A 21,363-nucleotide genomic window follows, 5' to 3' on the forward strand; every position below is an offset into this window, starting at 1 on the left:
GCGTATATGGGATTGAATGTTGTGTGTAACCATTCCAATGTTGTGCATACACGACCAGATGTTGCGGGTTATCACAAATAAAACCAGTCATCAAAGGATGACTGGTTTTGTTTTACTATTAATCGCCTAACGGAGAAATGACAGTAACAACGTATTCTGCTATTGCATCAATTTCTTCCGCTGAAAGTGTATCTTTAAATGGCGGCATTGATGCTCCTCCATTTGTAATACGATCAATTGTTTCTTGTTTGTTTTCCGCTACTTTGCTGTTTTGTAGATTCGGGCCATTATGACCGTTAGCGCCTTGATCTCCATGACAAGCGATACAGCTATTTCTATATTCCTCTAAACCAACGTCTGCTACACTAACTGTTTCACCAGCTGTCGCCTCTTCTTTCGGTTTATCTTCAACTTTCATAGAAGCATCAATTACCTGTCCTTCAGGTAAAGTTCCACCGATTTTGAATGTGTAAATTTTATCGCCATGTTTAGATCCTGCTAATGAATTACCCGCTGCATAGATAGATAGATATTGTTCTCCATCAATTTCATAAGTTACAGAAGGAGCATTCGCACCTGCATCCATCATATATTCCCATACTTGGTCTCCCGTTTTTGCATTGTATGCAATAAGACGACCATCATTATGGCCTACAAAAACAAGATTTCCTGCAGTTGTTAAGACACCACTGTATGCGATAGAATCCCAATTATGTTGCCAAGCAATTTTGTTCGTTTTTACATCAATTGCAGTAACTGTTCCTCTTGCTGGTGCATCAAGTACTGGACCAAATATACTTCCTAAATACATATCGCCCTCTTGGAATTCCGTTAACTCTCTTCTTTCAAAAGAGAAGTAATTATCTGCACCTAATACATAATAATACTCCGTATCAGGATTATAAGCGGAAGGTGGCCAGTTTGCTCCACCAAACGTACCCGGTTTAAGTGTGATTGGCACATCCCAAAACGGTGTAAAAATATCTCCAATCTCACCTGTAAATTCAGGTCCTAAATCCTTTTTCACATCTTCTTCCGTTACACCTTGTGGCACAAACGCATCTCCAATTGGAAACGGCTGAGTTGCAGCTGTTTTTTGACGATCGTCTTGCGGTACTGGTTTTTCTTCGATACCTACCAATGGCGTTCCATCCGTACGGTCTAAGAAGTAAATCCAACCAGTTTTTCCAGCTTGTCCAAGTCCTTTACGCATCTTCCCATCCATTTCTACATCATACAAAATAACTGGGTTAGCTGGATCCATATCCCAAATATCATGATGTACCTCTTGGAAATGCCATACATAATCACCGTTTTCAGCATTTAACGCTAATACAGAGTTATTGTATAGATTATCCCCTTCACGGTTACTACCATCTACGTCTGGTGCTGCATTACCTGTTGCAAAATAAATATAACCAAGCTCCGGATCTACCGCTGGTGTATTCCACACTGGAGCTCCACCTGTTTTCCAAGCACTATTGTCTGCTGGCCAAGTATCACCATGGAGATCTCCTGGTCCTGGAATCGTATTGAATTGCCATACTTCAATTCCGTATTCGGAATCATATGCCATCATTTTGCCTCTAATACCGTATTCTCCTCCAGCTACACCTGTATACACTTTACCGTTGTAATACAGCGGTGCACTAGTGATTGTAAATCCTTCTTCCCATTCTGCTACTTTTGATTCCCAAACTAATTCACCTGTTTTTTGGTCAAGTGCAATTAAACGAGCATCTAATAATCCCACATACACTTTCCCGTCTCCAATTGCAACACCACGAGTTGTCCATCCACAACATACGGTATCCATATCTTGTGGAATATCAGGATGGTAAGCCCAAACCTGTTCACCAGTTTTAGCATCAATCGCAAATACGTCATTAGCTCCAGTAGCGATATACATTACGCCATCTACTACGAGTGGAGTCGCTTCACCAGAGTGTTTCCCTTGATCTCCGGAACCAAGACTAGTGACCCAAGTCGGTTTTAACTCTCCAATGTTTTCAGACGTTATTTGATTTAATTGAGAATAACGTCTGTTATAGTAATCTCCACCATAAGTAGTCCATTCTTTGGAAGCATATTCTACTTTTTCATCCGGATTAGCTGGACTTGGTACACCTTTGCCTTCAGGTTTTGTTGTATCTCCTGATGGTTCAACTTTTGTTACTTCTCCCGTATCTGATACTCCAGTATCCGCTACTTCCTTTTCATCTTCATGAGCTAAAAAATATAAACCGAAGATTATTACAAGAGTAATAATAGAACCAATAAAAATTTGTTTCCAGACCGAACTTTCTCTCTTCATACTTTCTTCCCCCTACTTCACACTTTAGACACATTTTACATAACTATTATACTCCTACTAAATTCTCAATATCAAGATAAATAATACTAGTTTAAAAAATAAATATTGACGATTATATTTCTGAGGGAAAATAAAAGAGGTTGGACAGAAGTAGCTTCAATCGATGAGTTTATAAAACCTAATAAAACAAAGCCCCGGAAGTTTTACTGTTCGTAAAATTTCCGGGGCTTTTCAGTTTTCAAGTTAGTTTTTTTCCCACTCTCTTTGGTTTTATTATTCAGCGCCCAAAGGGGATATGACAGTTGCTACGTATTCTGCTATTGCATCTATTTCTTCTGCTGAAAGTGTATCTTTGAATGATGGCATTGCACCTTTACCATTTGTAATGCGGTCAATTACTTCTTCTTTATTTTCTGCTACTTTGCTATTTTGTAAATTTGGACCGTTATGACCGTTTGCACCTTGATCTCCATGACAAGCTATACAGCTATTTTTATATTCAGTAAGCCCAGCATCGGCACTTACTGTTTCTCCTTTTTCTTCTTCAGGCGCTTTGTCTTTAACTGAAGCATCAATAACTTGACCTTCAGGTAAATTTCCACCTAATTTAAACGTATATATTTTATCTCCGTGTTTACTACCTGCAAGTGCATTCCCTGCGGCATAAATAGAAATATACTGTTCACCATCAATTTCATAAGTGACCGATGGAGCATTTGCACCTGCATCCATCATATATTCCCACACTTGATCACCAGTTTTAGCATCGAATGCGATTAAGCGGCCATCATTATGTCCAACAAATACTAGATTTCCAGCGGTAGTTAATACACCACTATAAGCTAGCGTATCCCATTTTTGCTGCCAAGCAATTTTATCCGTTTTCACATCAATTGCAGTCACCGTTCCTCTTGTTGGCGCATTTTGAACCGGTCCGAAAACGCTCCCAAAATAAGCGTCACCTTCCTTAAATTCACTTAATTCATTTCTTTCAAATGACATATAGTGATCATTACCTAATACATAAAAATACTCCGTATCAGGGTTGTATGCGGAAGGTGGCCAGTTTGCCCCTCCAAATGGTCCCGGTTTAATTGTTATTGGTACATCCCAAAACGGTGTAAAAATACTCCCTATTTCACCCGTAAATGATGATTCTAAATCTCTTTTCACATCTTCTTCCGTTATACCTTGCGGAACAAATGCATCGCCGGTCGGAAACGGTTGAGTAGCGGCTGTTTTTTGACGGTCATCTTGTGGCACTGGTTTTTCCTCTATCCCAACTAATGGTGTTCCATCTCTGCGATCTAAGAGATAAACCCAACCAGTTTTACCCGCTTGCCCAAGACCTTTACGCATATCTCCGTCTATTTTTACATCAAATAAAATAACTGGGTTAGTAGGATCCATATCCCATATATCATGATGCACTTCCTGGAAATGCCATACATAATCCCCATTTTCCGCATTCACTGCAACTACTGAGTTGGCGTATAAGTTATCCCCTTCACGGCTGCTACCATCTAAGTCGGGTCCTGTATTTCCGGTGGCAAAATAAATATAACCAAGCTCTGGATCTACTGCGGGTGTATTCCATACTGGTCCACCACCAGTTAACCAAGCATCATTATCAGAGGGCCACGTATCCCCATCAATATCTCCTGGACCTGGTATTGTATAAAAACGCCACACCTCAAATCCTAAATCAGAATCATATGCCATCACACGGCCACGAATTCCATACTCTCCTCCAGAAACCCCTGTGTAGACTTTACCATTATAATAAAGTGGGGCACTGGTAATGGTATAACCCTCTTCCCACTCCGCTACTTTAGTTTCCCATAAGACTTCTCCAGTTTTTTGATCAAGTGCTATTAAACGAGCATCGAGTAATCCCACAAACACTTTACCATCACCGACTGCAACTCCACGAGTTGTCCACCCGCAGCATACTGTATCCATCTCTTGTGGAATATCTGGTTTATATGCCCAGATCTGTTCTCCCGTTTTTGCGTCTATTGCAAATACATCATTTGCCCCAGTTGCAATATACATAACACCATTCACTACTAATGGAGTTGCTTCACCAGAGTATTTTGCCTCAGCCCCGGACCCTCCTAAACTACTAACCCAAGTAGGTTTTAAATCTCCAATATTTTCTGTAGTAATTTGGTTTAGCATAGAATAACGTCTGTTGTAGTAATCTCCACCATGTGTTGTCCATTCTGTTTGTGCATATTCTACTTTTTCATCTGGATTTGATGGACTAGGTGCAACTTTTGTTTCTTTCACTGGTCCTTCTTCCTCTGATTTTTCTTTCTCTTCTTCTTTCTCTGGCTCTTCTTTTACTGTTATGCTGGCATAAGGAACTTCTTCGTTTCCTTTATCCGAGTTTTCAAAATTTACTACGAGATAGATCATAAATAAAGCAACTACAGTGATTAATGAGCCTATAAAGATTAGTGCGGATACCGATAATCCTCTACTTCGCATCTAACTCCCCCTTCAAACTATTGAAATGCACTTATTCAATAGTTTATGTTTCGAATTTGAAAGAAATGCCGTCACTTTCAAATTCAAAACAAATAAAAAACTGTCCAAGAGTTTCTACTCTTGGACAGTTTCCCTTACTATAATTTTATTTTGTTAAGTCTTTGCATCCTTCATAGATTAAATCGAATAGCTCTTGAATATCGTTTTCTTCTACACAGGAGAAAGCGACACGGATGTCTGTTTTATTGCTTGCGATTACCCCTACACCGTATTGATCGAGTAAATGTAGTCGTAATGTTTCAGCATCCACTGAATTTAACTTCAAGCACATGAAGTAACCAGAGTTAAATGGATAGTATGTCCAGTAAGGTGCATATTTTTCATCCGCTAGAACCTGCTTCGTTTTAATAGCTCGGCCTTGCATAATTTGGAACTTTTCTTCTTTTTCTTGTAAATACTCTTCCGATTGCAGGGATTCTAAAAGAATTGTCTGCGAAATATGAGATCCACTTGAAACAGTCCCACGAATGATACCCTTCGTTTTCTGTTCTAAAGCATCTAGTGTGTCAGGAGCTGCTGCGTATGTTATGAACCCAACCCGCAATCCCCACACATAGTTTTCTTTTGTCGCACCATCGATTTTTACAGGTAAAATATTGTCATGGCTATCAGCTAATAAACCAAATAATGATTCTTTAATAGAGTCCTCATAGAATAAACCGAAATATGCGTCGTCCAATAGAACAACTAATTTAATCCCACTCTCAGCAGTATCCTTCAAAACCTGGACGATTGCTTCTGCTTCTTCTACTGAAGGAGTATAGCCAGTAGGGTTATTAGGGAAGTTTAACAAAACAATCGCTTTTTCTGATTGCTTCGCAAGTGTTTCACGGAAAGCTTCCACATGGAAACTACCAGCTTCATTGAATAGAGGGAATGTTTCCACACGTCCGCCTCTTCTTACTTGGAATACCGTATTGTAATTACCCCAATATTGAACTGGTGTTATTAACACATCACCTGCGTCCATAAACAAATCAGCTGCGATGCTCAAACCATGCGTTAGGGCACTAGTTACAATCGGTGTACCAATCGATTTACCTTTCATCGATGGGTTATCAACTAATAGCTTCTCTTTCCATATAGAACGTAAAGCTTCTTTACCTTGAGGGGCTGCATATGGATATATATCACTTGGTTTATAATCTAATTTTTCTTGAATATGGCGGAAATGCATCGGCTCACCATTCTCCGTTGCTATTCCAATAGTAGCATTAAAACGATGTGCTTTTTTCCCTGCTTCTGCACTTTGACTTAAAATTCCTTTTGGATAGTACAAGTTTTTACCTAAATCTGATAGCATATCGTAAATTGCTGGATTTTCATTTTGTATTTTCTCGTTTAATTGCGTTGCTAAAGCATTCATCTATTGGTACCTCCATAATATATTTGATTTAAAAATATTGTACTCCATTTGACTAAAGTATTATACCCTTTCGTTAAATTAAGTCGTAACCACAATCCTACATTAACTCTAAAATCACAGGGCAATGATCACTTCCAAGTACATGAGAATCAATCGAAGCATTCTTTAATAGTGGTACAAGTCTTTCAGAGGCAATAAAATAATCAATTCGCCAACCAATATTGCGTTCTCTTACCTTACTCATGTAGGACCACCAACTATAGGCACCTTCTGTATCCGGATAAAAATAACGAAATGTATCGACAAATCCCTCTGCAAGTAAATCCGTCATTTTGCTGCGTTCTACATCTGTAAATCCAGAGTTTCCACTATTAGACTTAGCATTTTTCAAGTCTATTTCCGCATGAGCAACATTTAAATCTCCGCACATAATGACAGGCTTGATAGCATCAAGTGCTTTCAAATAAGCACGCATTTCATCTTCCCATTCAAGTCGATAAGAAAGTCTCGTTAAATCTCGTTTTGCATTTGGAGTATAGACGTTTACCAAATAAAACTCATCAAACTCAAGCGTAATAATTCTTCCTTCGTCCTCTGAATCCCGATCTCCAACACCATATTTTACGGTCAGTGGCTTTACCTTTGTAAATACCGCTGTTCCAGAATAACCTTTTTTCAAAGCATAATTCCAATATTGTTCATATCCATCTAAAGCAAGCTCTATTTGACCTGCTTGCAGCTTCGTTTCCTGCAAACAAAAAATATCCGCATTTACTTCCTTAAAATATTCTATAAATCCTTTTTTCGCGCAGGCTCGTATGCCATTCACATTCCATGAAACCAACTTCATTTTATTTCCTCCAAAATAGAAACCTATGTAACTTGTTTTATGTTAATCATATCAAATCCTTTGATTAAATGAAAAATTGTGGATAGAGCAGTAAAAAAGTGCACAGGTGAAGGTGCAAATAGTTAGACAAACTACTGTCTGTCAATCTAGCAAATATTGGTTGTGGCATAATGGTTTCTTTTAGATGGGAAAGGGGAAGTTCAATTAAAAGAGACTAGTAGAGGAAGTGTCGAATATATGCATTCACCGTCAAATACATCCGATGTAAAAAACAAAATGAGCGAAGCGAAACCATGGGTTCGGCGATTTGCCCGTTTTGGTTATATGACGAAAGGTATTGTGTATGGAATGATTGGCGTTCTTGCAGCATTAGCGGCATTCGGAACCGGTGGCGAAATGACTGGAACATCTGGTGTTCTTCAATCAATCGCCGAAATGCCATTTGGAGAAGTTACCTTATGGATTATAGGAATCGGTTTATTCGGATATATCATATGGGATCTTATTAAAGCAATTAAGGATCCTGATAATGTCGGAACTGATGCGAAGGGACTGATTAAAAGAACAGGTTATTTCATTAGCGGGGTCATTTATATAAATTTAGCATATGTCGCTTTAAAACTAGCGAGCCATTCGGGAAGTGCTGGTGGTGGCAATGCAGAGAAAACAATCTCAGCTAAGTTAATGGAACAGCCTTTGGGAGTATGGTTAGTTGGTTTAATTGGAGTAATAATTATGGGATATGGTGCTTACGAACTTTATAGTGGTATTAAGGAGAAATTCATGTCTGAATTCAAAACCTATGAAATGAATGATACGGAACGAAAAGTGGCAAGAACAGCAGGGAAAATCGGTCTGATTTCTAGAGGGATTGTATTAGGTATGATCGGATTTTTCTTTATCCGCACAGCATACACAAATAACCCAGATGAATCCAAAGGACTTGGCGGCGCTTTAACAGAGTTAGCAAGCCAGCCCTTCGGAAAGTTTTTACTAGCTATAGTAGCGATTGGACTAATTTTATATGGTGTCTACCAAATTATACGCGGACGCTACCAACGTATGAATTTTGGATAGAACGGATTTCTTAAGTGAAAATATAACCTAAAAAAGGACTATCAAAAGCCCAGCGTTTGATAGTCCTTTTTCATGTGTTATTTTTTTGTCATCTTCAACAATACGAATATGGCAATGGCTAACGCAAATAATCCAAACAAAATAACTAGTGAAATAGCTCCAAATGCAAGTAAGCTCATATGTATACCCCCTTAGTTGCTACTATTCCTTTATTATATTTCTTTATAGGAGTTACACAAGGAGGCCACAGCTTAAAGTGCAAAACGTAATAGTACGAAGATAGTTTGTTGAACGCTCGACCTTTACGAGCTCCGCATTCATCCTTTAAATAGATCATTCAAGGATTCACTCATCGTTGGATGGGTGAAGATCGTGTCACGTAAAAATGTGTATGGTAATTTCGCCTCCATTGCCACTTTTACTACATTAATCATTTCACTGGATTCCGCACAAAAAAGTGTGCATCCTAATATTTCATTCGTTTTTGGGTCAATCAAAGCCTTTAACAGTCCATCTGTTTTCTCCAATATTCGAGCGCGTGGAATTCCTGCTGCTGGCATTGATAATACCTTATATTCAATTTCTTTTTCCTTTGCCATTCTTTCATTAAGTCCCACATGAGACAATATAGGGTCGATGAAAACGGAGTATGGTATGTTAGTCCGTTCTTTTTTAGTATAGGACCCCTCTCCAAAAAGCTGATCCTTTACAATACGGAAGTCATCTAGTGAGATATATGTAAACTGTGGACCTCCATTAACGTCACCTAACGCCCAAATATTTTTTGCTTTCGTTTTTAATGAGTCATCCACTACAATAGCTCCACGATCATTCACTTCTACGGAAGTATTTTCTAATCCTAGGTTTTCCGTGTTTGGCTTTCTCCCAGTTGCCAGAAGTACAGCATTCCCATAAACTTCCCTAGCTGTATCTCCTTTTTTATAAGTGACAACTACTCCTCCGTCTTGATTTTTCACGGATTCTACTTTACTATTTGGTACAATTTTAATATTTTTTGCTTCTAAAACTTTTTTTGCTTCTTGTGCAATATCCCTATCTTCATTCGGTAGAAACTCTTCATTGCTATCTATGACAGTCACTTCTGACCCGAAATTTGCATACATGGAAGCAAACTCTAATCCTATGTACCCACCACCAATAATAATTAGTTTTTCAGGAAGCTGCTCCAACGCTTGTAAGGTTGTAGAATTGTATATGAAATTAGCTTCTTCCAAGCCGTCGATCGGCGGCACAACTGGTGAGGCACCAGTGTTAATGAAAAACTGTTCTGCTGTAACTTCAAATTGTTCCTCTGCAGTTTTCACCTGTATTTTATCATCACTCAAGAAAGTTGCTTCTCCAGTAATCACTGTAATGTGCTCTTGATCAGCTAACATATGAAAGTTTTTATCTCGCAATACAGAAGTCAGCTCATCTTTTCGATGAATCGCATTTGTATAAAATTCCTCTTTAGATGTACTGGAATATTTTCTGTTGTCGGCTGAATGAACTAGCGATTTGGTTGGTATGCATGCAATATTTATACAAGTTCCCCCATACATTTTGGAGGATTTCTCAATCACCGCAACCTTCTTACCGTTTTTTGCGAACTCGGTAGCTAATGTTTTACCACCCTTTCCAAAGCCAATTATAACTGCATCAAATTTTTTCATGTTAAATACCTCCTCTCTAGACTATTTCCTTCTTCCGTTTTATATAAACTCTGTTCCATAAAAAGGACTGCCTCCCTGGTCTATCAATCAACCAAAAAGACAGTCTTTACTATCTAAACGTTTACTTTATTTTTTTCTAAAGCCGTTCCTAAAAACTTAGCAAGCTCTAGCATGCCGTATTTCTCTGCTTTAGCTTCCGCATCCGCATTGTAGTTCGTATTTGTGTTCACGTCATACGTGTATACTTCACCATTTGCATCACGAATAAATTCAATGCCTGCCACATCAATTTTACTAGCTTTCAGGAAAGCTTCGTAACGCTCGATCCATGCTGCGCTAATATCTTCTTTAACCTCAAATTTCATAGCGGGTTCTTCTCCAACAGGACAGAACGCATCCCCAATTTGACAAGAGTCAGCAGGACATAATTCGAACCCTTCAGACGTATCAACTCTCACGGCATATAAATACTTTCCACCGATAAACTCTGCTCTCGTAATATAAGAATCTGGTGATTGAATATATTCTTGTATAAGCGTAATTCCATCTACTGGTTCTTCAAATGCCGGTCCATTCACATAAGCCTCTAATGCTTCTACTGTTTGAAATAATTGTACACCTAGCCCTTTACCTGCACGATTATGTTTTGTGATAAATGGTGTTTTCCCTAGTTTTTGAGCAGCTAATATGATTTGTTCATTACCTACAGCCGCAATCGTTTTTGGCGTTTTTATTCCACTTGCTTCTAATGCCGTGTATTGGTTAATTTTACTTAGCTCTAAACTTAACGCTTTTGTTCCATTAAACACAGTTCTTCCATGAAACTCAAGCCAAGACAATACTCCTCCGGCTAGTTCAGGTGCGTATCTATGACCACGTGTATGTGAAGAAGCACTCATTCTATTATAAAAAACACCTTCCGGAGGCACAGCGGTTAAATCTACAATACCTTGATCTAAATGCCATGACTCAAAAGGAAGATTCAATTCCTCTAATCGTTTTGTTAAGTGTACCGTCCACTCATCATTTTCATGGATTATATATATTTTAGACATACTAATCACTCCTCAACTTACTATTCCTATTAATCTAATTTGTATTATTATATACCAGTTAAGTTGGAGTCACCAATAGAAAACCCTGCTCCAAGTAGAGCAGGGCGATTACTATTAATACGGTTCAGCTTCATGACCTTTATTGACTTCTTGATCTGGTGCTTTATTTCCTAACGGTTTTTGAGAGGAGCCACTATTTTTGGCGTGAGCAAGTCCATCTCTTAAATGTCTACCATAGTCTTCATCCGCTTCCTCCGCTAGGGCAATCATCTTTTCTTGAATTCGTGGATCACAAGCAGATAAATCATTTACAAGATTAGCGATGAGCTCTGTTTTTTCCCATTGTTCAAATTGTCGATACGTTTCTCCTGCTTGCTTTGTGTTACTTTGGCGATCAATTGATTCACGGACTAAATTTCCTTTTATCATCGGTGTGTACTCTTTACCTACCTGAGTCGCTTCCTTTAAGCCATCTAAAATAGAAGGTTCGTAGTTGATATGCGGATTTTGAAAAGGTCCTCGGTCTAATCGGTAGGCCATTTGACCACCGCTTTGGTTGGTTGCGACACGTTTTTTCGGTGCATTGATCGGAAGCTGTAAATAGTTCGCTCCGACACGATGACGTTGTGTATCGGAATACGAAAATGTGCGACCTTGCAGCATTTTATCGTCTGAAAAGTCCAGTCCATCTACGAGCACGCCCGTACCGAATGCTGCCTGCTCCACTTCCGTAAAATAATCCTCTGGGTTTCGATCTAATACCATTTTCCCAACGGCCTTCCAAGGAAATAAATCTTCCGGCCACAGCTTTGTATCATCTAACGGATCGAAGTCTAGCTCAGGATGATCATCATCACTCATTGTTTGGACTAGTAACTCCCATTCAGGAAAATCGCCTTTCTCAATTGCGTCATACAAATCCTGCGTTGCATGATTAAAGTTTTTCGCCTGGATTTCCTCTGCTTCCTTTTGAGTTAAATTACGAATTCCTTGCTTTGGCTCCCAGTGATATTTTACGAGTACCGCTTTTCCTTCATTGTTTACCCATTTGTACGTATTCACACCTGACCCCTGCATCATCCGATAATTTGCAGGTATCCCCCAAGGCGAATAAACGAAAGTGACCATATGGAATGATTCAGGTGAACTCGCACAAAAATCAAAAAAGCGCTCGGAATCCTGAATATTAGTTACAGGATCCGGTTTGAACGCATGAATCATATCTGGAAACTTTATCGCATCACGAATAAAAAATATTTTTAGATTGTTTCCTACTAAGTCCCAGTTTCCATCCTCTGTATAAAACTTTACAGCAAATCCACGAGGATCACGTAATGTTTCGGGAGAATGTCCTCCATGAATAACAGAAGAAAACCGAACAAATACAGGAGTTTTCTTTCCCTTTTCCTGAAACAATTTAGCTCGCGTATATTTAGAAACTTTCTCGTCCCCGACAGCACCATACGCTTCGAAATATCCATGTGCGCCGGCACCTCTTGCATGTACGACTCTCTCAGGTATTCGTTCTCTGTCAAAGTGACTAATCTTTTCAATAAAATCATAGTTTTCTAAAGTGGCAGGTCCTCTGTTTCCAACCGTCCTAATATGCTGATTATTCGTTACAGGGTGGCCCTGTCTATTCGTGAGCGTATCCTCATCTTCCACATTTGTCTCGTAATTTGGTTGTTCTTCTGTCACACTTCATCCTCCTAGACCTTAAGATAGAATTTACATTCTTCTCTATACTGTCCAAAATGGAGAATTAATAACCCAATATTACATAAAACTCACCTTAGAAAATGCATACTTCTTCCAGCTAGACACATGAAATGATTGCTCTACTTTCCTTTTACTGCTTACATATGTTTGTAAATCTCCTTTAAATTTTAAAGTCAATGCTGATTGCTGTTCAAAGTGATGTGGCTGCGCCAAAGGAGGTGCAATCTGTAGCTGCGAAGATGGACATTCTTTCATAATCGTTGCAACAAATTGCGAACAAAAGAATGCATTTTCACGTTCCATTTCAATATTTATCGCAATGAATAATAAACCTATTAAGTTATATCTGTATAGTTGTTTTTGCTGTTCCATTTGATGAATTTTTCGTTTCATCCGTACATATTCCGAATCAGTAACCTCGCACTCATAAATAGCACAGGTAGCTCTTTGGAATAATCCCTCCACTGGATTTTCTTTCACGAATCCTCCATTGAATGGATTATGACTACTTTTCCTTCCGAAACTATACATTTCCTTTAATTCTTCATCAAATGCAATGGAGGCATGGTTTAACTCTTTTTTTGTATACATACCAATTGCCTTTGAAAATAATGTACCTGTATTACTAAGAATAATATAAATCTTTTTTCCCATCTTTCCACCCCGTTCTCAAAAGACATTTTCATCTCATGACTATTAGGTTAATCATCCTCTATTCAGTGATTAATCCATACGTCCTTAAGGTGGAAAATGACTAAGACCTAAGGCGTAGACCTCTCTTTTATTCTCGAAATGTGGTATATTAAGAACGATTCTACATATAGAAGGAGGAGATTCTATGCCAAACATAGGAATACCCGGTTTAATTCTTGTATTAATTATTGCTTTGATAATCTTTGGTCCGTCTAAGTTACCTCAGCTTGGCAAAGCAGTTGGACAAACGTTAAAAGAATTCAAAACCTCGACTCGAGATATTATAAATGATGATGAAAAAGATGATAAGAAAGTCGAAGCATCTGAAGTAAATGTAGACAAGAAATAATTTTGGTTGGTCCTGACATCCGTCACGACCAGCTTTTTTTATGTTCAGATAACATTTCATGTTAGAAGATTGAACCAATATCATTTACTTTCGTCCATAATTGTATATCTATTTAAAGGAGTACTCCTATGCGTAACCTTCTACTATTTGCGTATTTACAGGCGCTATGTTGTATATTCCCTGTAATTATATTCACTGCCCTAGCCCTTTCTAAATTTGTCAGTATTCCGTATATACCGAGGTATGATTTTATTTTGCTTATTTGTGTACTAGGGCAAGTTTATATGCTCGTTTCCAAATTAGAGACATGGGATGAATTCAAGGTTATTTGTTTATTTCACGTTATTGGTCTAGGGTTAGAATTATATAAAGTGCATATGGGCTCATGGGCTTACCCAGAGGAGGCAATTAGCAAGATCGGTGGAGTGCCTTTATATAGTGGGTTTATGTATGCGAGTGTTGCCAGCTATATTTGTCAGAGCTGGCGAAGGATGAAATTGAATATGTATAATTGGCCAAAACCAATTTGGGCCGTTGGAATTAGCGTGTTAATTTATTTCAATTTTTTCACTCATCATTTCACCTACGATATTCGCTGGATTCTTAAATGCTTACTTTTAATAATTTTTTGGCGAACAGTAGTGACTTTCGAGTTGAGGGAAAAAACATTTAAAATGCCAATGATTGTTGCTTTTGTATTGATTGGATTTTTTATCTGGATTGCGGAGAATATCGTGACTTTTTTAGGCGCATGGCAATACCCGAATCAGGCGGAGGCTTGGTCGCTTGTCCATATTGGGAAAATTAGCTCGTGGTTTTTGCTTGTGATTATTAGTGTGATTATCGTTGCTTCATTAAAACGTGTAAAGCATGGTACATCTTTGGTCGAGTGATTGACTTGTTGATCGATTTTTAGTCGGGATTGATCGATTTTCTTGCTTCATCGATCGATTATTGGTCGGGATTGATCGATTATATTGGTGCATCGAGCGATTATCCCCAACCATCAATCGATTCAACCATTTCAAAGCGAAAAAGCACTGCCAAGATGATGGCAGTGCTCTCTTATTAATCTACGACAAAATATCGTGCGTCTGGATGTGCAAATACCATGGCAGAAACAGATGCTTCTGGTTCCATCATGAATTCCTCCGTTAGCTGTACTCCAATATCTTCGGGTTTGATCAGACCAAATAGTTTTGCTTGGTCATCTAAATTTGGACATGCTGGATAGCCGAAGGAGAAGCGTTGACCTTGGTATTTAGCAGCAAACCGGTCGCGCATTGTGAAATCCGTTGCGTCAGGGAATCCCCATTGGTCTCGAATTTCTTGATGTATGCGCTCAGCAAATCCTTCTGCTAATTCAAGCGCGGTTGCTTGCAATGCATGGCTTTCTAAAAATTTCCCTTGTTCTTTTAGTTCTGCTGCCGCTGCACGAACTCCGTGTCCTGCAGTTACTAGCATGAATGCTACGTAGTCCATTTCTCCACTATCCACCGATTTTAAATAATCGGCTAAGCATAGGAATGGTTCGACAGATTGGCGAGGGAATGTGAATCGCTCAATTTCTGTTTTCGCATCCACTGGATCATAAATTATTACATCGTCGCCATCCGATTGTGCAGGGAAAAATTGATACATGCCCTGTGGTTTCAAAATGTCGGATTTTAAGTACTCTGTGACTAATTCATGCAATCCAGTTGCACGCTCGTCACCTTCTATTAATAATTTATCGCTATACCCTTTTAACCCTAAATGATGACCTATTAGTGTCCGCATATTCACATATGGATGTAAGTGGGAAACCGAATAATCTTTTAAGAGATGGCGTCGAACATCCTTAGGTACGTATACCTGAACATCTTCTCGAACAGTTTTCACTGGTTTTTCTAAAACGGCAACCGCTTGTTTGTTCGCTCGATTGGCTTCTGCTATTTTTCGTTTTTCTTGCTGAACTTCTAGCTCTCCCAACAAAGTCACTTTATCCTCTTCATTTTGCAAACGATTGGCAAGGTCTAGTCCCTGCATGGCATCTTTCGCATATAGGACTGGACCATCGTATTCAGCCGATATCTTCGTTTCTGTAAAACGGCGGGAAAGTGCCGCTCCCCCTACAAGTATAGGTACGTCAATACCTGCTTCTTTAAAATCCTGAGCAGTGATGACCATTTGCTGTGCTGATTTGACAAGTAGTCCAGAAAGTCCAATCATATCAGGCTTTTCCTTCCGTATAACCTCTATCAAAGTAGCTGGAGTTACTTTGATACCTACATCAATTACTTTATATCCATTGTTGCTCAGTATAATATCAACAAGGTTTTTTCCGATGTCATGCACATCGCCTTTAACAGTCGCAAGAACAATTTTACCCTTACCAGAATCATCCTCTTTTTTCTCCATAAACTGCTCCAAATAGGCAACAGATGCCTTCATCACACCAGCACTTTGAAGCACCTCTGCAACTATTAGCTGATTGTCATTAAACAGACGCCCTACCTCGGCCATCCCCTTCATCAATGGACCATTAATGACATCTAGCGGAGCGTCATACATTTGAAGTGCAGCCTCTAAGTCTGGGATTAGCCCTTCTTTCGTACCTTCAATAACATAATAGGCAAGACGTTCTGGTACTGTTTTTGGAATATCAGCCTCGGTTTTCTCTTTCTTTTTATCACGGTAAAAATCAGTGAAATCAGCAAGTGTTTGATCGGTTGTTGTAAATAATAGCTCATTGGCCATATCGATTTCCTGTTTAGGAATAGAAGCATATCTTTCAAGCTTCTCCGTATTTACAATGGCATAGTCTAATCCTGCTTGCGTACAGTTGTATAAGTAGACAGCATTCAATACTTCGCGACCAACTGGTGGAAGACCAAAGGATACATTACTAACTCCTAAAACAGTCAATGCTCGTGGCATTTTTTCTTTTATTAGACGGATGCCCTCAATCGTTTCTACTGCTGATCCAATGTATTGCTGATCCCCTGTTCCGACCGGGAATACAAGTGGATCAAATATGATATCCTCTGGTGCAAGTCCCCATTTATTTACTAATAGATCATAAGAACGCTCTGCAATTTCTAACTTCCGCTCTCGTGTTACCGCCATTCCAGTTTCATCGATGGTACCAACTACTACTGCTGCACCGTATTTTTTCACTAAAGGCATTACGGCTTCAAAGCGTTCTTCGCCATCCTCCAAGTTAATAGAGTTGATGATTGTTTTTCCTTGCGAATACTTAAGTGCTGCTTCTATTACTTTCTCATCCGTCGAATCTATAACAAGAGGAACTTTCACTTTTTTCACTACTTCTTTCATGAAGTTAGTCATATCCTCCAGCTCATCACGGTCAGGATTCGCTAGGCAAATATCGATAACATGAGCTCCACCTTTAACCTGTGCTCGTGCAATTTCAGAGGCTTCTTCAAACTTTTCATCCACGATCAAACGTTTGAATTTGCGAGAGCCTATTACATTTGTTCTTTCTCCTATGAACAACGGACGCATGGATTCGTCATATTGAAGAGGTTCGATGCCAGATACGACATGTCCTTGGCGCGCTGTCTCTGTAGGCTTACGGGGTGCTAAGTCCTTTACTGCCTCACGTACTGCTTGTATATGAGCTGGTGTAGTTCCACAGCATCCACCAACGACATTTAACCAGCCTTTTTCTGCAAAACCACGGAGCTTTTTAGATAGTGATTCCGGCGATTCATGATAATGTCCTTCCTCGTCAGGTAGCCCGGCATTTGGGTAACAGCTTATGTAGCCATCTGATAGCTCCGATAGTGAACGAATGTGGTCCGTCATAAATTCAGGACCCGTGGCACAATTCAAGCCGACAGAAAGTGGCTTAATATGCTCGATGGAAATATAAAATGCTTCAATACTTTGCCCTGCAAGTGTCGTACCCATTGGCTCAATCGTTCCAGAAATCATAATTGGTAGCTCTTTTTCCAGTTCCTCAAAAGCCTGTTTTATACCAATTGTTGCAGCTTTTACGTTCAGCATATCCTGGCTAGTTTCCAATAAGATAACATCTACTCCGCCTTCTACTAAAGCCTTTGCTTGCACGTAAAAATCGTTTGTAAGTTCATCAAAAGTAATACCACCCGTGACTGACAACGTTTTTGTTGTTGGTCCAATCGCCCCTGCAACAAATCGTGGCCAGTCAGACGTAGAATATTCCTCTGCACAGGCCTTCGCAAGTTTGGCAGCACGAAAGTTAATATCATGCGCCTGTTCACCTAAATCATATTCATTTAACACAACCGGCGTACCGCCAAATGTATTTGTACAAATGATATCTGCTCCAGCCTCTAAATATGCACGGTGGACATGTTCTATAACATCCGGCTTGACGATATTTAAGTACTCATTACAGCCGTCGTATTCTTCCCCTCCGAAATCTTCGGGACTAAGATCCGCATTTTGAATCATCGTTCCCATTGCACCATCAATTATTAATATTCTTTTTTGGAGTTGCTGCTCAATTAGATGTTTGGACATAGCTGAAACCTCTCTCTTTCTTTCGGTCAATCTCTTTAATATAATGAATTAATTCAAGAGACATGTCGTATCGGAAAAATGGCGTAATAATATATATTCCATTAAATAATTCTGCTGCAGTATCGATTAATTCCTTCGAAATTTGAATACCTTCTGCAGTAGCACGTTCTCTATCCTCACCACATAAACGCATACGCTCTAGCACTTCCTCGGATAATTTGATGCCCGGCACTTCATTATGGAGGAATTCAGAATTCCGACTATTGGTTAATGGCATAATTCCGATAAAAATTGGCGTCGATAAATGTTTTGTGGCTTCATATATTTCATGCATTTTTTCTTTTGAATAAACAGGCTGGGTGATAAAATAATCTGCTCCACATTCTATTTTCTTCTCTAATCGCTTAACTGCACGATCAAGCACACGAACATTTGGATTAAATGCAGCGGCTACAGAGAAGTTCGCTTTTTTACGAAGTGACTTTCCTGAGAAAGAAATTCCTTCGTTTAATTGTTTGATCAGCTGAAGTAGTTCTAAACTAGATACATCATATACACTCGTGGCACCTGGGAAATCACCTATTTTGGTTGGATCTCCAGTTACCGCAAGAATATCATGAATGCCAAGTGCATCCAGCCCCATAAGATGAGATTGGAGACCGATTAAATTACGGTCACGACATGTAATATGGGCAAGTGGACGAATATTATTTTCATACTTTAGCATCGAACCCATTGCCATATTGCTAATTCGTGGAGAAGCGAGTGAATTATCTGCCATCGTCACGGCATCAATTCCAGCCGCATAAAGCTTTTCCGCACCTTCCATAAATGTAGTTGTATCAAGGTGACGTGGAGTATCTAATTCTACGATAATCGTTCGTTCTGTCTTCGCCTTTTCATGTAACGGTTTTGTGTTAGTCGGCTTAGCATCTTGAATAATGATTGGCTTTTTCTTCGTTACTACTTTATTTGTGATAGGTGTTAAATGACCAATATGTTTTTTCACTGCTTCAATATGCTTTGGTGTCGTCCCACAGCAGCCCCCTATTAATCGGACCCCTGCATCCCTCAAATATAATGCAGCCTTCCCAAAATAATCTGCGTCAGACTCATAGACAATCTTTCCTTCATCTATATCAAGCAGACTGGCATTCGGATAAGCAGATAGGAATGCTTTTTCCGGAAGCTTTACTCCTTCAAACGCTTGAATGGTATGATGGGGACCGAGTCGACAATTGACTCCCACAATGTTCGCTCCAATTGCTTCTAGCTGATGTAGTGCTTCATTCAGCGATAAGCCATTTTGCAAAATACCAGGATCATGCATAGATACTTGAGCAATGATTGGGATATCCGTTAGTTTACGTAGATGAGTCACAGTCGTCTTTAATTCTTCCAAATCATAATAGGTTTCGAGTAATAGTCCATCTGGATCACCCGCTAATAAGTTGAGTGCCTGCTGGTCAAGTGAATGGATAATTTCCTGCAGTGTTGCATCACTTTTTCGTATCCCTCGAATACCTCCGATTGTACCAAGGACAAATTGATTGCCCGGTGCTGCAGCTCTTTTCGCAATTTGAATGGCTGCTTCATTTATTTCTTTTACTTGATTTTCTAATCCATAGCGCGCCAGTTTAATGGCATTTGCTCCATATGTATTCGTTTGAATAATATCTGCTCCAGCCGCAATATAGTCCTGATGAATCTTCTCAATAATTTCCGGCTTCTGAATATTCAATTCCTCATTGCAATAGTCAATGCCGTACGAATAGAGCAGCGTTCCCATCGCTCCATCCGCCGTCAATATGGACGTCTCCAATTTTTCTAATAAACCCATCCAATATCCACCCTTTCCCATATAAAAAAGCCTTCTTTAAAAAGAAGGCTTTACGTGTATGCAAGATACTACCTTCTCATCTACCAAACTTTTGCAAAGTCTGCTGGATTTAGCACCTGACCAAAATGGCTGGTTGCTGAAGCGTCGTAGGGCCAGTCCCTCGGCTTCTCTTGATAAGAATTTCACTATTCAATTTTCTAATTAGACATATCGTACCTTTATTCAACTAAAGCGTCAAGAGTGTTTTGAATTTTCTATTGATTTTCGAGGGGTGGGGAGCGATTCGACCGATGGTGAATGCTATTCGACCGATTATATTATATATTCGACCGATGTGAGCAACTATTCGACCGATTTTCACTCACATTCAACTGATTCTGCCACTTATTCGACCGATTCTTAGATTTACCTCCACTTCCACGTATATATTGTGTTTTTACCAATTCCACTTCTCACTAAATTCATTGAGTTTAATATTCGTAATGCAGATTGTGGAGAATCTAAGTGAAGGAATTTCCTACATTGGCGATTATTAAGAGTCTCCCCAATTAAAACAAACCACTCTCGAACGGCCTTCTCATGAGCAAATCTATCTACGTATCCACAACATATACAGTTCCAGCCATTCTTTCTTTTCTCCATTCCAAACACTCCGCATTTTTCACAGCACACTCCAGAATGTAAATCATTTGGATGAATACCCCAGCGACTACACATAGGGTATGGAAAATAAGGTTCGTGATTCGTAATGATTTTTTCACTCAATAAATGTATTTCCTTTGTAGTTATATACTTTTTTTCGCGAGGAATATTACGGAGATAAACGGGAATTGTTTGATGAAGAATTGCAGTATATTTTGTAGGAGGTTCTATAACTCTAACTCTTGAGTTGGTTAAAACAATTACTCCGTAAATAGGAATCGATACACCACTTTGTTTCATCCATTCATCGAGTAAATAGATATTCCTTTCTATCTGAACCTCGGGGCTCTCAAATACATCCACTTTCCCTTCCTCATTTACTCTTTCTAATAGAGTGGGATTCAGCTTAAAACTCAACTCCCCACCAATATTTTTACTCTCTAAAATTAAAGCAAAATACTGTGTCAAAAACACTGTATCAATCTGAAACTTCCCGAACGATTCCAAACTTACATCAGACAATACCACATACTCAAACGGAAATGAATACTTATTAAATACTCCGTCCACTCTAACTTCTCCATTAATTCCGGCCAGTGCCATATGCATTTTTGAACGGATTAATTCCTTCATTTCATGTATTTCTGGTAATCGACGATTCAGCAGCTGTAACCCAATATAGTTATACTCTTCCGAACGTGTTTTTACTATCAACATATCACC

The 21,363-nt window shown here is 39.1% G+C and carries 14 protein-coding genes and 1 riboswitch; of the genes, 3 read left to right on the plus strand and 11 right to left on the minus strand.

The genetic code is table 11. The annotated features are described in order from the left end of the window. Window positions 1–118: 118 nt before the first annotated feature. From BLR36_RS12395 to BLR36_RS12410, 4 genes are all read right to left on the minus strand, one after another. On the minus strand, window positions 119–2,314 hold the full coding sequence (locus tag BLR36_RS12395) for an outer membrane protein assembly factor BamB family protein (protein WP_093062067.1): 2,196 nt from the start codon (window positions 2,312–2,314) through the stop codon (window positions 119–121). A gap of 273 nt (window positions 2,315–2,587) precedes the next feature. Further along, the gene (locus BLR36_RS12400) at window positions 2,588–4,807 is read right to left on the minus strand and encodes an outer membrane protein assembly factor BamB family protein (RefSeq protein WP_254771406.1); all 2,220 of its coding nucleotides are present in this window, start codon (window positions 4,805–4,807) and stop codon (window positions 2,588–2,590) included. Between the two features lie 145 nt (window positions 4,808–4,952). After that, window positions 4,953–6,233 carry an aminotransferase class I/II-fold pyridoxal phosphate-dependent enzyme gene (locus BLR36_RS12405; RefSeq protein WP_093062068.1) on the minus strand — a complete coding sequence of 427 codons (1,281 nt, stop codon included), beginning with the start codon at window positions 6,231–6,233 and terminating at the stop codon, window positions 4,953–4,955. Window positions 6,234–6,330: 97 nt separating this feature from the next. Continuing rightward, window positions 6,331–7,083, minus strand: coding sequence for an exodeoxyribonuclease III (locus tag BLR36_RS12410; protein ID WP_093062069.1), 753 nt, complete (start codon window positions 7,081–7,083; stop codon window positions 6,331–6,333). Window positions 7,084–7,320: 237 nt separating this feature from the next. On the opposite strand from BLR36_RS12410, the gene BLR36_RS12415 reads away from it, so the two are divergent. Next, window positions 7,321–8,160, plus strand: coding sequence for a DUF1206 domain-containing protein (locus BLR36_RS12415; RefSeq protein WP_093062070.1), 840 nt, complete (start codon window positions 7,321–7,323; stop codon window positions 8,158–8,160). A gap of 317 nt (window positions 8,161–8,477) precedes the next feature. On the opposite strand, the gene BLR36_RS12420 is transcribed toward BLR36_RS12415, so the two are convergent. From BLR36_RS12420 to BLR36_RS12435, 4 genes are all read right to left on the minus strand, one after another. After that, window positions 8,478–9,833 (minus strand): FAD-containing oxidoreductase, encoded by a 1,356-nt coding sequence (locus tag BLR36_RS12420; protein ID WP_093062071.1) that lies wholly within the window; start codon window positions 9,831–9,833, stop codon window positions 8,478–8,480. Between the two features lie 113 nt (window positions 9,834–9,946). Further along, a complete protein-coding gene (locus BLR36_RS12425; protein WP_093062072.1) occupies window positions 9,947–10,888 on the minus strand; it encodes an ATP-grasp domain-containing protein in 942 nt (313 codons plus the stop codon). A 114-nt stretch (window positions 10,889–11,002) separates the two neighbouring features. Continuing rightward, entirely contained in the window at window positions 11,003–12,586 is a 1,584-nt protein-coding gene (locus BLR36_RS12430; protein WP_093062073.1) for a catalase, read from the minus strand. 78 nt (window positions 12,587–12,664) lie between these two features. Next, window positions 12,665–13,261, minus strand: a complete 597-nt coding sequence (locus BLR36_RS12435) for a hypothetical protein (protein WP_175454071.1) — start codon at window positions 13,259–13,261, stop codon at window positions 12,665–12,667. A gap of 184 nt (window positions 13,262–13,445) precedes the next feature. Here BLR36_RS12435 and tatA point away from each other — a divergent pair, with 184 nt between their 5' ends. Beyond that, window positions 13,446–13,649, plus strand: a complete 204-nt coding sequence (gene tatA, locus BLR36_RS12440) for a twin-arginine translocase TatA/TatE family subunit (protein WP_093062074.1) — start codon at window positions 13,446–13,448, stop codon at window positions 13,647–13,649. Window positions 13,650–13,777: 128 nt separating this feature from the next. Next, window positions 13,778–14,542: a DUF817 domain-containing protein gene (locus BLR36_RS12445; protein WP_093062075.1), complete on the plus strand. Its 765-nt coding sequence runs from the start codon at window positions 13,778–13,780 to the stop codon at window positions 14,540–14,542. A 175-nt stretch (window positions 14,543–14,717) separates the two neighbouring features. Here BLR36_RS12445 and metH read toward each other — a convergent pair whose 3' ends face one another. From metH to BLR36_RS12460, 3 genes are all read right to left on the minus strand, one after another. Then, window positions 14,718–18,158, minus strand: coding sequence for a methionine synthase (metH, locus tag BLR36_RS12450; RefSeq protein ID WP_093062076.1), 3,441 nt, complete (start codon window positions 18,156–18,158; stop codon window positions 14,718–14,720). Continuing rightward, window positions 18,139–19,998: a bifunctional homocysteine S-methyltransferase/methylenetetrahydrofolate reductase gene (locus BLR36_RS12455; RefSeq protein ID WP_093062283.1), complete on the minus strand. Its 1,860-nt coding sequence runs from the start codon at window positions 19,996–19,998 to the stop codon at window positions 18,139–18,141. Before BLR36_RS12455 ends, metH begins: the two co-directional genes overlap by 20 nt. A 73-nt stretch (window positions 19,999–20,071) precedes the next feature. Continuing rightward, window positions 20,072–20,178: riboswitch (SAM riboswitch) on the minus strand. A 225-nt stretch (window positions 20,179–20,403) separates the two neighbouring features. Next, entirely contained in the window at window positions 20,404–21,354 is a 951-nt protein-coding gene (locus BLR36_RS12460) for a nuclease-related domain-containing protein (protein WP_175454072.1), read from the minus strand. Window positions 21,355–21,363 lie beyond the last annotated feature (9 nt).

The sequence above is a fragment of the Psychrobacillus sp. OK028 genome (genome assembly GCF_900103605.1).
Taxonomy (GTDB): Bacteria; Bacillota; Bacilli; order Bacillales_A; family Planococcaceae; genus Psychrobacillus.